Origin of the sequence: Brachybacterium sp. 107, from assembly GCF_052379725.1 — a bacterium.
GTDB lineage: Bacteria > Actinomycetota > Actinomycetes > Actinomycetales > Dermabacteraceae > Brachybacterium.
In genome coordinates, this window is the sequence record NZ_JBQSYW010000002.1 from 81,409 (window position 1) to 95,801 (window position 14,393).

Below are 14,393 nucleotides of genomic sequence, written 5' to 3' on the forward strand. Positions count from 1 at the left end.
GCTCGTAGGATGATCCGGTGACTGAATCCCTCGTCGTCCGCGGTGCGCGCGAGCACAACCTCAAGAACATCGACATCGATATCCCCCGGAACCGGCTGGTGGTCTTCTCCGGGCTCTCCGGCTCGGGCAAGAGCTCCCTGGCGTTCGACACGATCTTCGCCGAAGGTCAGCGTCGGTACGTGGAGTCGCTGTCCGCCTATGCCCGGCAGTTCCTGGGCCAGATGGACAAGCCCTCCGTCGACCTCATCGAAGGCCTGTCCCCGGCGGTCTCGATCGACCAGAAGTCGACCAACCGCAACCCGCGCTCCACCGTCGGCACGATCACCGAGATCTACGACTACCTGCGCCTGCTGTTCTCCCGCACCGGCGTGCAGCACTGTCCGGTGTGCGGCGAGGCCGTCAGCTCCTCTTCGGCGGAGCAGATCGTGGACACGCTGCTCGAGCAGAGCGAGGGCACCCGCTTCCAGCTGCTGGCACCCGTCGTCCAGGGCCGCAAGGGCGAGCACGCGGATCTGCTGAGCTCGCTGCGCTCCCAGGGGTATGCCCGCGCGCGGATCGACGGGACGACGCGTCGGCTCGACGAGGAGATCTCGCTCGACAAGAAGTTCAAGCACACCATCGAGGTCGTCGTGGACCGTCTGGCGGCCAAGCCCGACGCGCGTCGCCGCCTCACGGACTCCGTCGAGACCTCGCTCCGCCTCGCCGAGGGCGTGGTCCTGGTCGACTACGTGGACCTCGAGGAGGAGGACGCGGAGCGCACCCGTCGCTTCTCCGAGAAGCGGGCCTGCCCCAACCTCCACCCCCTCGCGATCGACGACATCGAGCCGCGCACCTTCTCCTTCAACGCCCCCTACGGCGCCTGCCCCGAGTGCACCGGCATCGGCATGCGCCTCGAGGTCGACCCCGAGCTCGTGATCCCCGACGAGGACCTCACCCTCGCGGAGGGCGCCATCGCCCCCTGGACGATGGGCTCCTCCGAGCACCACCAGGAGGTCATGGCGGCGCTCGCCGAGGAGCTCAGCTTCTCGATGGACGTGCCCTGGCGGGCCCTCCCGGAGCGCGCCACCGAGGCGCTGCTGCACGGCAAGGACCACAAGGTCCACGTGAAGTACCGCAATCGCTTCGGCCGCGAGCGCACCTACTCGACCGGCTTCGAGGGCATCATGCACTTCCTCGAGCGCCGTCACTCGGACACCGAGTCGGACTGGGCCAAGGAGCGCTACGAGCAGTTCATGCGCGAGGTTCCCTGCCCCGCCTGCAAGGGGGCGCGGCTGCGCCCCGAGGTCCTCGCGGTCACCGTGGGCGGCCGCTCCATCGCCGAGGTCTGCGCGATGTCGCTGCGCGACGCGCTCACCTTCCACGAGGGGCTCCGGCTCGGCGTGCGCGAGGCCGCGATCGCCGACGAGGTGCTGCGGGAGATCCGCTCGCGCCTGGGCTTCCTGCTCGACGTGGGCCTGGACTACCTCAGCCTCGAGCGCGCCGCCGCGACCCTCTCCGGCGGCGAGGCCCAGCGCATCCGCCTGGCCACCCAGATCGGCTCGGGACTCGTCGGTGTGCTGTACGTGCTCGACGAGCCTTCGATCGGTCTGCACCAGCGTGACAACGCCCGCCTCATCATCACCCTGAACCGGCTCCGCGACCTGGGCAACACCCTCATCGTCGTCGAGCACGACGAGGACACGCTCAACGCCGCCGACTGGGTCGTGGACATCGGTCCTCTGGCCGGTGAGCACGGCGGCAGGGTGGTCCACTCCGGCAGCGTCGAGGACCTCAAGAAGAACCCCGAGAGCCTGACCGGTCGTTACCTCTCCGGCGACCTCGAGATCCCGCTCCCGCTCACGCGGCGGCCGGTCGACAAGGACCGCATGATCAAGGTCATCGGCCCGCGCGCCAACAACCTCAAGGGACAGGACGTCAGCTTCCCGCTGGGCGTGCTGACCGCCATCACCGGAGTCTCCGGCTCCGGCAAGTCGTCCCTGGTCAACGACATCCTCTACTCGGTGCTCGCCAAGGAGCTCAACCGGGCCCGGATCGTCCCCGGCCGGCACAAGCGCGTCACCGGCCTCGAGCATCTCGACAAGGTGGTCCACGTCGACCAGTCGCCGATCGGGCGCACACCGCGCTCGAACCCCGCGACCTACACGGGCGTGTGGGACCGCGTGCGCACCCTGTTCGCCCAGACCAATGAGGCGAAGGTGCGCGGTTACACCGCCGGGCGCTTCTCCTTCAACGTCAAGGGCGGCCGCTGCGAGGCCTGCTCGGGCGACGGCACCTTGAAGATCGAGATGAACTTCCTGCCCGACGTCTACGTCCAGTGCGAGGTCTGCCACGGTCAGCGCTACAACCGCGAGACGCTCGAGGTCAAGTTCAAGGACAAGAACGTCGCCGAGGTGCTGAACCTGTCGATCTCCGAGGCGCTCGAGTTCTTCGACGCGGTCCCCCCGATCCGTCGTCAGATGCAGACCCTCGTGGACGTGGGCCTGGGCTACGTGAAGCTCGGGCAGTCCGCGACGACGCTCTCGGGCGGCGAGGCGCAGCGGGTGAAGCTCTCCTCCGAGCTGCACAAGCGCTCCAACGGTCGCAGCATCTACGTGCTGGACGAGCCCACCACCGGCCTCCACTTCGAGGACGTGCGCAAGCTGCTCGAGGTGCTCGGCGGCCTGGTCGACAAGGGCAACACCGTGCTCGTCATCGAGCACAACCTCGACGTCATCAAGACGGCGGACCATGTCATCGATCTCGGCCCCGAGGGAGGCGCCGGCGGCGGCGAGATCGTCGCCAAGGGCACCCCGGAGCAGGTCGCCGCCGTGGCCGGGTCCTACACGGGGCAGTTCCTCGCCCCGCTGCTCGAGGTCGGGCGCGCGGGCCGGGGCGTGTGAGCGCGAGCCATGGCTGATCCGTCGACCTACCGTCCCGAGCGGGGCACCATCCCCGTCCGCCCGGGGGTGTACCGCTTCCGGGACGAGCACGGGCGCGTCATCTACGTCGGCAAGGCGAAGAACCTCCGCCAGCGGCTCTCGAACTATTTCCAGGACCTCTCGGTGCTCCACGAGCGCACCCGGCGCATGGTCACCACCGCGGCGAGCGTGGAATGGACCGTCGTGGGCACCGAGGTCGAGGCGCTCACCCTCGAGTACACCTGGATCAAGGAGTTCGACCCGCGGTTCAACGTCAAGTTCCGCGACGACAAGTCCTATCCCTACCTGGCTCTCACGATGGGGGAGAAGGTGCCGCGGGTGCACATCACCCGTCGGCCGCGCGCCAAGGGCGATCGCACCTTCGGGCCCTACCCGCAGGTCGGCGCCATCCGCGAGACGCTCGACCTGATGCTGCGGGTGTTCCCGATCCGCTCCTGCACCGCCGGCGTGTACCGGCGGGCGGAGCGGTCCGGCCGGCCGTGCCTGCTGGGGTTCATCGGAAAGTGCTCCGCGCCGTGCGTCGGCGACATCACGCAGGAGGAGCATCGCCGCCTCGCGGAGCAGTTCGCGGACTTCATGGCCGGCAACACTGCGACCTACACCCGGCGCATCGAGAAGCAGATGCGCGACGCGGCCGCCGCCATGGACTACGAGACCGCCGCCGGGCTGCGCGATGACCTCGCGGCGCTGGACAAGGTCATGGAGAAGAACTCGGTGGTGCTCTCCGACGCCACCGACGCGGACCTCATCGGCCTCGCGCAGGATGAGCTCGAGGCGTCCGTGCAGGTCTTCCACGTGCGTGGGGGCCGGATCCGCGGCCAGCGCGGCTGGACCGCGGAGATCCTCGACGAGTCCAGCGCCCCGGACCTCATCGAGCGCGCCCTGACCACGCTGTACACCGAGGGCACCGCGCCGCGGGAGGTGCTGGTCCCGATCCAGCCCACCAACGTCGACCAGGTGCTCGCACTGATCGGGAAGCAGGTGGACCTGCGCATCCCGCAGCGGGGGGAGAAGAAGGACCTCCTGGCCACCGTCACCGACAACGCCGTCGACGCCCTGCGGCTCCACCGCCTCAAGCGCACCGGCGACATCACCGCCCGCACCAAGGCTCTCGAGGATCTGGGGGAGGCGCTCGATCTCGCGGAGCCGCCGCTGCGCATCGAGTGCTACGACATCTCCCACTCCCACGGGACCAACGTCGTCGGCTCGCAGGTCGTCTTCGAGGACGGTCTGCCCAAGAAGAGCGAGTACCGCCGGTACTCGGTCAGCGGCGAGGCGGCGCGCGATGACACCGCGTCGATGTACGACGTCATCTCGAGGCGTCTGAAGCACCACCTGGATCCGCCGGAGAAGTCCGAGGAGGAGTCGCGCCGCTTCGCGTATCCGCCCTCCCTGATCCTCGTCGACGGCGGGGCGCCGCAGGTGGCGGCCGCTCAGCGCGCCTTCGACGATCTCGGGGTCACCGATATCGCCCTGGCCGGCATCGCGAAGCGCCTGGAGGAGATCTGGCTCCCCGGTGACGAGTACCCGGTGATCCTGCCGCGCACCAGCGAGGCGCTCTTCCTCGTGCAGCGGCTGCGGGACGAGGCGCATCGCTTCGCGATCACGTACCACCGCTCCAAGCGCGGCCGGGCGATGCAGTCCAGCGCGCTGGACGGCATCCCGGGGCTCGGCCCGGCGCGTCGGCGCGCCCTGCTCGATCGTTTCGTGACGGTCTCCGCGATCCGCGAGGCGAGCGAGGAGGAGCTGCAGGAGGTCGACGGGGTCGGGCCCGCGTTGGCCGCGCAGATCATGGTCGCGCTACGATCCGAGCAGGCGACCGACACGGACGCCGTGACGGATACTCCACCGGGCGATGAATCGCTCGACGTCGCGGTCGACATGGCCACGGGCGAGATCCTCGACCGCTGACCCGCCCGTCCGCGTCGCCGCGACCCTGGAAGGAGCGTCTCGTGCACGACGAGTCCCCGCTGACCCCTCGCTCCGACACGACGGGCGACGTCGTGATCATCACCGGTCTCGCAGGTGCCGGCCGTGAGACGGCCGCCCATGCCCTCGAGGACATGGGCTGGTACGTGGTGTACAACATCGCGCCCCAGCTGATCGGGACCCTCTACGAGCTCCGTGCGTCGGCCGTGGGACGGGAGAACCGCTTCGCGGTCGTGGTCGATCCCCGCTCCGGACCCTTCTTCTCCGAGCTCGCCGATGTGGTCGCCGAGCTGCGGCGCGCGGACCTCCGGCTGCGCCTGCTGTTCCTCACCGCCGACGAGTCCACGCTCGTGCGGCGCTTCGACTCCGTGCGCCGTCCCCATCCGCTGCAGGGTGAGGAGGGCGTGCTCGAGGGGATCCGTCGCGAGCGCGAGATGCTCGCTCCCTACCGGGCGATGGCCGACCTGGTCGTCGACACCTCCCCGCTGAACGTGCACCAGCTGACGATGAAGATGCGCGCCGTCTTCGGGACCAGCGAGGAGCAGCAGCTGACCGTGACGATGCTGTCCTTCGGGTTCAAGTACGGGATCCCGCTCGAGGCCGATCACGTCAGCGATGTGCGCTTCATCCCCAATCCGTACTGGGTGCCCGAGCTGAAGCCCAAGCGCGGCACGGATCAGGAGGTCGCCGATTTTGTGCTCGGCGATGCCAACGCCGCCGAGTTCGTGGACAAGTACCTCGAGATGATCACGCCGGTGCTGCGCGGCTACAGCGCGGAGAACAAGCACTTCACGACCCTGGCCATCGGGTGCACCGGGGGCAAGCATCGCTCCGTGGCGGTCGCCGAGCGGATCGGCGACCGACTCCGCGGCTCCGGCCATGCGGTACGGATCCGTCACCGTGATCTGGGGCGCGAATGAGCACCATCGCCTCCCGCTCCGGCGGGCATCGCCTGCGCACCGCCGATCGGTCCGGCAGCGCCCGTCGCGGCCGGCGCGGCGACCCGCAGCGGCCCCTGCGCGTGGTCGCCCTGGGCGGCGGCCACGGGCTCGCCGCGAACCTGCGTGCCCTGCGTCTGCTGGCCGACGACATCACCGCCGTGGTCACCGTGGCGGACAACGGCGGCTCCTCCGGCCGGATCCGCACCGAGATGCCGGTGCTGCCGCCCGGCGACCTGAGGATGGCGCTGGCCGCGCTGTGCGAGGACTCCGACTGGGGATCCATCTGGGGCGACGTGATCCAGCACCGCTTCGCGACCGACGGCGAGCTCGACGGCCACGCGCTGGGCAACCTCATGATCGTCTCCCTGTGGCAGATCCTCGGCGACCCGATCGAGGGCCTGGACCAGATGGCCGAGCTGCTCGGGGCACGCGGCCGGGTGCTCCCGATGGCGCTCGAGCCCCTCGACATCGAGGCCGACGTGCGCGGCACCGACGGTCAGCTGCGCACCGTCGCCGGACAGTGGCAGGTCGCGACCGCCGAGGGACGGGTCGAGCAGGTGAGGCTGGACCCGCCGCGGCCGCGTGTGCCCGAGGCCGTGCTCGAGGCGATCGGACGTGCCGACTGGATCATCGTGGGGCCGGGCTCCTGGTACACCTCGGTGCTCCCGCACCTGATGATCCCGGAGATCGCCGAGGCGATCCGCACCAGCCCCGCCCGCCGCTGCATCACCACCAACCTGTCCGTCGGCTCCCAGGAGGCCGAGGGGATGACGAGCCTGGACATGCTGGAGGTCCTGCTCGAGCAGGCCGGGGACTGCCGGTTCGATGCTCTCCTGGCGGACCCCACCACCCTCGACGATGCGCTCGAGCTCTCCGAGGCCGCCGAAGCGCGGGGGATCCACACCCTGCTGCGCCAGGTGAGCGTCGGGGACGGCCAGCCCCACCACGACCCCGTGCGCCTGGCCGCCGCCTATCGTGATCTCTTCGACGACGCCTACGGTGATGTCGAGCCGAATCCGAGCACCCGGGGCGACGCGGCCAGCGCCACCCCGTACAGTGCGACGATGGCGGACGCACCATCGAACGAGGAGGACCTGCATGGCACTGACGGGTGATGCCAAGGAGGAGCTGAGCCACCTCGAGGTGACCCGGCCCTCCGCCCGCAAGGCGGAGGCCGCGGCGATGCTCCGCTTCGCCGGAGGTCTGCACCTGGTCGCCGGTCGGGTCGTGGTCGAGGCGGAGCTGGATTCCGCGGCCGTCGCCCGCCGCCTGCACGCGATCATCGGCGACATGTACGGCCATCGCGCCGATCTCGCGGTGCTCGCCCCGTCGGGAATCCGTCGCACCACGCGCTACATCGTGCGGGTGGACCGGGAGGGCGGGATGCTCGCGCGGCAGACCGGGTTGCTCGACGCCCGGGGCCGGCCCGTGCGCGGCATGCCCCCGTTCGTGGTCGGCGGCGCCGCGGTCGACGCGGAGGCCGCCTGGCGCGGAGCCTTCCTCGCCCGGGGAACGCTCACCGAGCCCGGCAGGTCCTCTGCCCTCGAGCTGTCCTGCCCCGGACCGGAGGTCGCTCTGGCCATGGTCGGCGCAGCCCGCCGCCTCGGAGTCGCCTCCAAGGCCCGTGAGGCACGGGGCGCGGACCGGGTGGTGCTGCGCGACGGCGACGCGATCTCGACGCTCCTGACCCGTATGGGGGCCCAGCAGACCGTGGTGACGTGGGAGGACCGCCGCACCAAGCGCGAGGTGAAGGCGACCGCGCACCGGCTGGCGAACTTCGACGACGCGAACCTCCGACGCAGCGCGCGAGCCGCCGTGGCCGCCGGGCAGCGCGTCCAGCGCGCGCTGGAGATCCTCGGCGACGACGTGCCCGAGCACCTGCAGGCCGCCGGCCAGCTGCGCCTCGAGCATCGCCAGGCCAGCCTCGAGGAGCTCGGACGCCTCGCGGACCCGCAGCTCACGAAGGATGCGGTCGCCGGACGGATCCGTCGGCTGCTCGCCATGGCGGACAAGAAGGCTGACGATCTGGGAATGCCGGGCACCGAGGACGGGGTCAACGAGGAGCAGCTTCCGCCCTCTCCTGATCCGGTCTCCTGATCCCGGGGGATGAACGTCCTGCAGAAGCACTCTGTGACATTGATAGTATCGACGCGGTCGTCGGTCACAGCCGGCGCCGTCCGAGCGTACGAGGGCGTGCGCGCCACTGTCCATATTTCGCAGATCCCCTGCGAATCTAGGAGGAACCGTGACCATTAAGGTCGGAATCAACGGATTCGGTCGTATCGGCCGCAATTTCCTGCGCGCCGCGCTCGAGCAGAAGGCTGACATCCAGATCGTCGGGGTCAACGACCTCACGAGCAATGCCACGCTCGCGAATCTCATCAAGTACGACTCGATCGGTGGCGTGCTCCCGTACGACGTCTCCTTCGACGACGACACCATCACCGTCGGCGAGACCACGATCAAGGCGTTCGCCGAGCGCGATCCCAAGAACATCCCGTGGGGCGAGATCGGCGCGGACGTCGTCATCGAGTCCACCGGCATCTTCACCGACGCCGAGAAGGCCAAGGCCCACCTCGAGGCCGGCGCCAAGAAGGTCATCATCTCCGCTCCGGCGAAGAACGAGGACGCGACCTTCGTGATCGGTGTCAACGAGGGCGACTACGACCCGGAGAAGCACCACATCGTCTCCAACGCGTCCTGCACCACCAACAGCCTCGCTCCCGTGGCCAAGGTGCTGAACGACGAGTTCGGGATCGTCAAGGGCCTCATGACGACCATCCACGCCTACACCTCCGACCAGGTGCTGCAGGATGGCCCCCACAGCGACCCGCGTCGTGCACGCGCCGCCGCCCTGAACATCATCCCGACCACCACGGGCGCGGCCAAGGCCGTCGCACTGGTGCTCCCGGAGCTCAAGGGCAGGCTCGACGGCTACTCGCTGCGCGTGCCGGTCCCGACCGGCTCGATCACCGACCTGACCTTCGAGGCGTCCCGCGAGGTCACCGCCGAAGAGGTCAACGCCGCGGTGAAGAAGGCAGCAGAGGGCCCCCTCAAGGGCATCCTGCGCTACACCGAGGATCCCATCGTGTCCAAGGACATCGAGGGCGACCCGCACAGCTCGATCTTCGACGCGCAGCTGACCAAGGTCAACGGCAACCTGGTGAAGATCTTCTCCTGGTACGACAACGAGTGGGGCTTCTCGAACCGCCTCGTCGAGCTCTCGCAGCTCGTGGGCAAGTCTCTCTGACTTCCCTCTGATCCTCGAGTCGTCCCCGGACGACCAGGACATCTCCGGAGCCCGCCGGTCGCCACCCCGAGGGGTCGGCCTCCGGCGGGCTCCGCTCGTCCCACGGCCATCGCGGCGCCCCGGCGCCGCACGGCCTCGAACCGAAGGAGCACCTATCGTGCTGAAGACCATCGATTCGCTCGGAGAGCTGCGCGGCAAGCGCGTGCTCGTCCGAGCCGATCTCAACGTCCCGCTGGACGGCACCACGATCACCGACGACGGCCGCATCCGCGCCGCTCTGCCCACCCTCACCCGCCTCGTCGAGGCCGGTGCCCGGGTCGTGGTCATCTCCCACCTCGGTCGCCCGAAGGGTGCCCCCGAGGACAAGTACTCCCTCAAGCCCGTCGTGGGTCGCCTCGGCGAGCTGCTGGGCCAGGAGGTCGCCTTCGCGACGGACACCATCGGCGATTCTGCCCTTGGGGTCGTCGCCGCGCTTCAGGACGGCCAGGTCGCCGTGCTCGAGAACCTCCGCTTCAACCCGGGGGAGACGGCGAAGCAGGAGGGTGAGCGCCTCGTGTTCGCCCAGGCCCTCGCCGCCCTCGGCGACGCTTTCGTCTCCGACGGCTTCGGCGTCGTGCACCGCAAGCAGGCGTCCGTCTACGAGCTCGCCTCGCTGCTGCCCTCGGCGGCCGGCGAGCTGGTGCTGCGCGAGGTCGAGTCGCTGCGCAAGGTCACCGACTCGCCCGAGCGTCCGTTCGTCGTGATCCTCGGCGGCGCGAAGATCGCCGACAAGCTCGGGGTCATCGACTCGCTGCTGGGCAAGGCGGACCGCATCCTCATCGGCGGCGGCATGGCCTACACCTTCCAGAAGGCGCTCGGTTACGAGGTCGGTCTGTCGCTCCTTGACGAGAGCAAGCTCGATGTGGTCCGTGAGTACATGGACCGGGCCGAGAAGAACGGCGTCGAGCTGGTGCTGCCGGTCGACACCGTCGTCGCGCCCGAGTTCTCCGCCGACGCCCCGGCCACCGTGGTCAAGGCCAGCGAGATCCCGGCCGACCAGGAGGGCATGGACATCGGCCCGGAGACCGCGAAGCTGTTCGCCGAGAAGGTCTCCGACGCCGCGACCGTGTTCTGGAACGGGCCCATGGGCGTGTTCGAGTTCGAGGCCTTCGCCGAGGGCACCAAGTCCGTCGCCGACGTCCTCGGCACGGCGGACGGCTACACCGTGGTCGGCGGTGGCGATTCCGCCGCAGCCGTCCGCATCCTCGGATTCGACGAATCCGCGTACTCGCACATCTCCACCGGCGGTGGAGCGAGCCTCGAACTCATCGAGGGCAAGGACCTGCCGGGCATTTCGATCCTCGAGGAGGGCACCAAGTGAGCACCCGTACCCCGCTGATGGCGGGCAACTGGAAGATGAACCTCGACTGGAAGCAGGGCCTGGCCCTCGTCGAGGAGCTGGGCGATCAGCTCAAGGGCTTCAACACCGACGCGGTCGAGACCGTCGTGCTTCCCCCGTTCGTCGACCTGCGCACCGTCCAGGTCGCCGTCGACGCCGGCAAGCTGCCGATCGCCTATGGCGCGCAGGACATCTCCGCCTTCGAGTCCGGTGCCTACACCGGTGAGGTCTCCGGCTCCATGCTGGCGGCGCTCGGCGCGACCTATGTCGCGGTGGGCCACTCGGAGCGTCGCCAGTACCACGGCGAGGACGAGCAGGTCACGAACGCCAAGGTGAAGGCCGCCCTCGCGGCGGGCCTCACCCCGATCCTGTGCGTCGGCGAGCCGCTCGAGGAGCGCAAGGCCGGCAACCACGTCGCGTACACCCTGGCCCAGCTGACGGGCGGCCTGGAGGGCCTGGACGCCGAGCAGGCCAAGCAGGTCGTCATCGCCTATGAGCCCGTCTGGGCCATCGGCACCGGCGAGGTCGCCAGCGCGGACGATGCGCAGGAGGTCTGCCAGGCCATCCGCGAGGCGCTGCGCGAGCTCCACGGCGATGTCGTCGCCGATGCCGTGCGCGTCCTGTACGGCGGCAGCGTGAAGTCCTCGAACGTCGTCGAGCTGATGGGCAAGGCCGACGTCGACGGCGCCCTCGTCGGCGGTGCCTCGCTCAAGGCCGAGGAGTTCGCGAAGATCGTGGGCTTCCAGGGCTGACAGCCCTGAGCGCGGCTCCGCCCCGGCGAGAGCCGCGCCACGCGGGCCGGACCTCCTCGGGGTCCGGCCCGTGCCGTATGCTGGATCGGTCCGTCCGACCTCGTGGAAGGTGCTCGCCCTCGTGGATCTGCCCCTCCTGAAGCTCATCCTTCAGATCTCGCTGGCTGTTCTCAGCCTGCTCGCCATCATGTTCGTGCTCCTGCACAAGGGGCGCGGCGGCGGCCTGTCCGACATGTTCGGGGGCGGCGTCTCCTCCTCCGCCAGCGCCTCCGGCGTGGCCGAGCGGAACCTCAACCGGCTGACCGTGACGGTCGCCGTGCTGTGGGGCGCGGCCTGCGTCGGCCTCGGCGTGGTCGAACGCTTCCTCTGAGCGCTCGCTCCTCACACTCCCGCGAAGGGCCGGTCACCGTGAGGTGACCGGCCCTTCGTGCTGTCCCGAGCGTTCGCTGTCCGCGGCGCGGCGCGGCGCGGCGCGTGATCGGGGTCGGGAGCTGGGGGTCTGCTCCGCTCAGACGCGGGCTGTGACCGTCAGGGTGGTGCGGGCGCGATGGGTGAGCTCGGTGGGCAGCTGCCCGCCGGTGAGGTCCGCGCCGGTGGGCACTGCCGTGTAGTAGAGGGAGTAGACGCCGGGGGCCAGCGCGGCGATCGCCTCGGCGTCGTCTGCGTCATCGACCCTCAGCGTGACCTCATTGCGCCCGCCCGGTGCCCCGGAGTTCACGAACTGCGGGGAGTCGTTGACCGAGAGCTGCACGACATGGGCCGACGAGTCGACGGTGACATCGGCGACGAGATCCGTCGCCTCACCCTCGGTCGAGGTCAGGCTCGTGATCCCGCTCAGCGTCGGCATCGCCGCGCGATAGGCCTCGTCCTGGGCCTTCTGGGCGGGGGTCTGCGAGAAGCGCACGTGATCCACGATCATCGACGCGCCGTCCGCGGCGAGATGATCCCCGGCGTCACCGGCCCAGTTGCCTCCGGTGGCGAGGTTCAGCTGCAGATAGGCGGGGCGATCGAGCCCGGCCTTCGCAGCATCCAGGCGGGCCTGGTCGGCCGGGTCCTCGGCGGTGAAGGACATCGTATGGAAGACGACGTCGTCGAGCAGCCATTCGATCTTGGCCGGCGTACGGTTCACGGCGTAGACGTGGAAGACATCCGCCAGATCGGCGGCGGCGGTGGTGGTTCCGCCGAGGCCGGTGGGGGAGTAGCTCCCGTCGCCGTCGGCATCTCCCTGGGAGTACCAGAAGTGCGGTGTGCCGTGCACGACGCGGTTGCTGGTGCCCTCCTTCGCGACCTCGCCCTCGGCGGCGCGCTCGGCGGTGGGAGCGCCGATCATCTCGACGATGTCGATCTCGCCGGTGGCAGGCCAGCCATAGCCCTGGGATGCCGCGATGCGTCCGTCCAGGGGGAAGTCATGGCCGAGGGTCCAGATGGCGGGGAAGGCGCCCTTGCCCCGCGGCAGCTTCGCCCGGACCTCGATCTTCCTGTACAGGAAATCTCGCGCGGCGTGCGTGCGGGCGCTGCCGGAGTTGTACGTGACCACGCGCGCCGCGTCGCCCCACCGCTCGGTGTTGCGGTACTGGTCGGCCTCGGGGCGGTCGGTGACCTGGATGACCAGCTTCCCGTCCTGGACCCGGATGTTCTCCGACGCCGAGGAGTAGTGCTGCTGCTCGTTGCCGCGGATGTTGCCGAGCTCGAGCTCCCAGCTGCGCGGATCCAGCCTCGACCCGGCGAAACCGTCCTCCCGGACCAGGGAGAAGTCGGAACCTCCCGTGTCATCGGTGGGGCCTGAGGAGGCTCGTGCCGCGGCGGGAAGCATCGGCGGTGCGGCGAGACCGGTGGCCGCGGCCGCGGCGGTGGCGAGGCCGAGAACGGTGCGGCGGCTCGGAGCATGGGTCTGTGCCTGTGCCTGTGAACGAGCGTGGGCCGGTGCGGGTGACGTCATCGTCGAAGTCCTGGGTGGGGGTACGGGGACCCGTGAGGGGTCCGCCCGAGGTACGGAGGTGACGATCAGGTGTCAATGTTCATGACACTTGCGGGAAGCGCCGGGTACGGAACGTGTCGAGGCTGCGGGAGATCACCGTCGCGCGGACGGAGGCGTCCTGCCGCAGGCAGAGCAGCCCGGCGTCGAGCACCGTGGCGGAGCGGCGGGAGCCCGTCGCGTTCTCGACCCGCAGGTCGTCCACCGCGAGGGGGAGGGCTCGGTCCGTCAGCGCCCGACGCACCGCGTCGAGGAACGGCTCGCCCGCCGGAGAGAGCATCCCGCCGATCACCAGTGTCGTCGGCTCCAGCAGATTGCACACCGCTACCAGGGCCTCGCCGATCCGTCGGCCGTACGTCCCCAGCAGCTCCACGGATCCGGCATGACCCTCCTGCACGGCGCTGAACAGGTCCGGGACGTCGGTCCCCGCCCCGAGCACCGCCTCGATGTCGGCGATCAGGGCGCTGCGGCCCACGTACTGCATGAGGCAGCCACGACCTGCGCAGGAACAGGGACGGCCCTCCAGATCGATGCTGGTGTGCCCGAGCTCGCCGGCTCCTCTGCGCGAGCCCCCGAGGATCCTGCCGTCCACCACGAGGCCCATGGCGACGCCGTAGCTGAGCTGCACGTAGACGAGGTCGCTGACCTCGGGCCGCTCCAGCTGCTCCGCCAGGGCGAGCAGGCGCACGGTGTTCTCCAGACGCACCGGGCAGCCGAGATCCTCCTCGAGCAGCACCTTGGGGTTGGTCCCGGACCAGGAGGCCGACGCGATCCCGCCCAGCACCTCACCGGTGCGCCGATCGGCCTGGGTGTTGACGGCGAGCTGGGTGTGCACGAGTTCTCCTCCGTCGCCGGACTCCTCGATCAGCTCGCGCACCACGGTGGCCGCGCGGCGCAGCCTCTCCTCGCCGCGGGCCTGGGGGTCGGCCGGGAGGACGCGTGAGGCGAGCAGTCGCCCGTCTAGGGTGCCGATCCCGATGATGGTCTCGGTGAAGTCGACGATGACGGTCCCGATCAGTCCGAACTGCGGGCTCAGGCACACACGGTCCTTGAGGACGGCGCCCTCGGCGCTCCGTCGGAGCGTCACGACCAGTCCGCTGTCCAGGAGGAGATCGACCGCGTTCGTCACGGCGGTGCGGGAGACGGAGAGCTTGCGTGCGAGATCCGCCCGGTGCGCCGGCCCGTCCTGGATCAGGGAGGCGGTGATCCGGGAGGGAGTGGTGGCCAGCATGGTCCGATCCTCCCAGATC

The 14,393-nt window shown here is 69.9% G+C and carries 11 protein-coding genes; 9 read left to right on the forward strand and 2 right to left on the reverse strand.

Translation table 11 applies throughout. The features are described from left to right. Positions 1-17: 17 nt before the first annotated feature. From uvrA to secG, 9 genes are all read left to right on the forward strand, one after another. Positions 18-2,879 carry an excinuclease ABC subunit UvrA gene (uvrA, locus tag ACT3UL_RS02860; protein ID WP_444576617.1) on the forward strand — a complete coding sequence of 954 codons (2,862 nt, stop codon included), beginning with the start codon at positions 18-20 and terminating at the stop codon, positions 2,877-2,879. A gap of 9 nt (positions 2,880-2,888) precedes the next feature. After that, complete coding sequence (gene uvrC, locus ACT3UL_RS02865) at positions 2,889-4,829, forward strand: excinuclease ABC subunit UvrC (RefSeq protein ID WP_444576618.1); 1,941 nt, start codon at positions 2,889-2,891, stop codon at positions 4,827-4,829. Between the two features lie 41 nt (positions 4,830-4,870). Next, a complete protein-coding gene (gene rapZ, locus ACT3UL_RS02870; RefSeq protein ID WP_444576619.1) occupies positions 4,871-5,767 on the forward strand; it encodes an RNase adapter RapZ in 897 nt (298 codons plus the stop codon). Next, a complete protein-coding gene (locus tag ACT3UL_RS02875; protein ID WP_444576620.1) occupies positions 5,764-6,903 on the forward strand; it encodes a gluconeogenesis factor YvcK family protein in 1,140 nt (379 codons plus the stop codon). Before rapZ ends, ACT3UL_RS02875 begins: the two co-directional genes overlap by 4 nt. After that, the gene (gene whiA / locus ACT3UL_RS02880; protein WP_444576621.1) at positions 6,887-7,885 is read left to right on the forward strand and encodes a DNA-binding protein WhiA; all 999 of its coding nucleotides are present in this window, start codon (positions 6,887-6,889) and stop codon (positions 7,883-7,885) included. Before ACT3UL_RS02875 ends, whiA begins: the two co-directional genes overlap by 17 nt. 148 nt (positions 7,886-8,033) lie before the next feature. After that, a complete protein-coding gene (gene gap, locus ACT3UL_RS02885; RefSeq protein ID WP_444576622.1) occupies positions 8,034-9,038 on the forward strand; it encodes a type I glyceraldehyde-3-phosphate dehydrogenase in 1,005 nt (334 codons plus the stop codon). A gap of 157 nt (positions 9,039-9,195) precedes the next feature. Beyond that, entirely contained in the window at positions 9,196-10,398 is a 1,203-nt protein-coding gene (locus ACT3UL_RS02890) for a phosphoglycerate kinase (protein WP_444576623.1), read from the forward strand. After that, the gene (gene tpiA, locus ACT3UL_RS02895) at positions 10,395-11,168 is read left to right on the forward strand and encodes a triose-phosphate isomerase (RefSeq protein WP_444576624.1); all 774 of its coding nucleotides are present in this window, start codon (positions 10,395-10,397) and stop codon (positions 11,166-11,168) included. Before ACT3UL_RS02890 ends, tpiA begins: the two co-directional genes overlap by 4 nt. Before the next feature lie 127 nt (positions 11,169-11,295). Continuing rightward, positions 11,296-11,538, forward strand: coding sequence for a preprotein translocase subunit SecG (secG, locus tag ACT3UL_RS02900; protein ID WP_193117338.1), 243 nt, complete (start codon positions 11,296-11,298; stop codon positions 11,536-11,538). A 138-nt stretch (positions 11,539-11,676) separates the two neighbouring features. Here the strand turns inward: secG and ACT3UL_RS02905 are convergent, their stop codons facing one another. Together ACT3UL_RS02905 and ACT3UL_RS02910 are read right to left on the reverse strand one after the other, a co-directional pair. Continuing rightward, a complete protein-coding gene (locus tag ACT3UL_RS02905) occupies positions 11,677-13,107 on the reverse strand; it encodes a glycoside hydrolase family 16 protein (RefSeq protein WP_444576625.1) in 1,431 nt (476 codons plus the stop codon). A gap of 79 nt (positions 13,108-13,186) precedes the next feature. After that, a complete protein-coding gene (locus tag ACT3UL_RS02910) occupies positions 13,187-14,374 on the reverse strand; it encodes an ROK family protein (protein WP_444576626.1) in 1,188 nt (395 codons plus the stop codon). Positions 14,375-14,393: the final 19 nt, after the last annotated feature.

What these genes read in the sequence shown, in the direction of transcription:
- ACT3UL_RS02910 (WP_444576626.1), bottom strand. Translation starts at nt 14,374, where the DNA reads ATGCTGGCCACCACTCCCTCCCGGATCACCGCCTCCCTGATCCAGGAC.
- ACT3UL_RS02905 (WP_444576625.1), bottom strand. Translation starts at nt 13,107, where the DNA reads ATGACGTCACCCGCACCGGCCCACGCTCGTTCACAGGCACAGGCACAG.
- uvrC (WP_444576618.1), top strand. Translation starts at nt 2,889, where the DNA reads ATGGCTGATCCGTCGACCTACCGTCCCGAGCGGGGCACCATCCCCGTC.
- ACT3UL_RS02875 (WP_444576620.1), top strand. Translation starts at nt 5,764, where the DNA reads ATGAGCACCATCGCCTCCCGCTCCGGCGGGCATCGCCTGCGCACCGCC.
- whiA (WP_444576621.1), top strand. Translation starts at nt 6,887, where the DNA reads ATGGCACTGACGGGTGATGCCAAGGAGGAGCTGAGCCACCTCGAGGTG.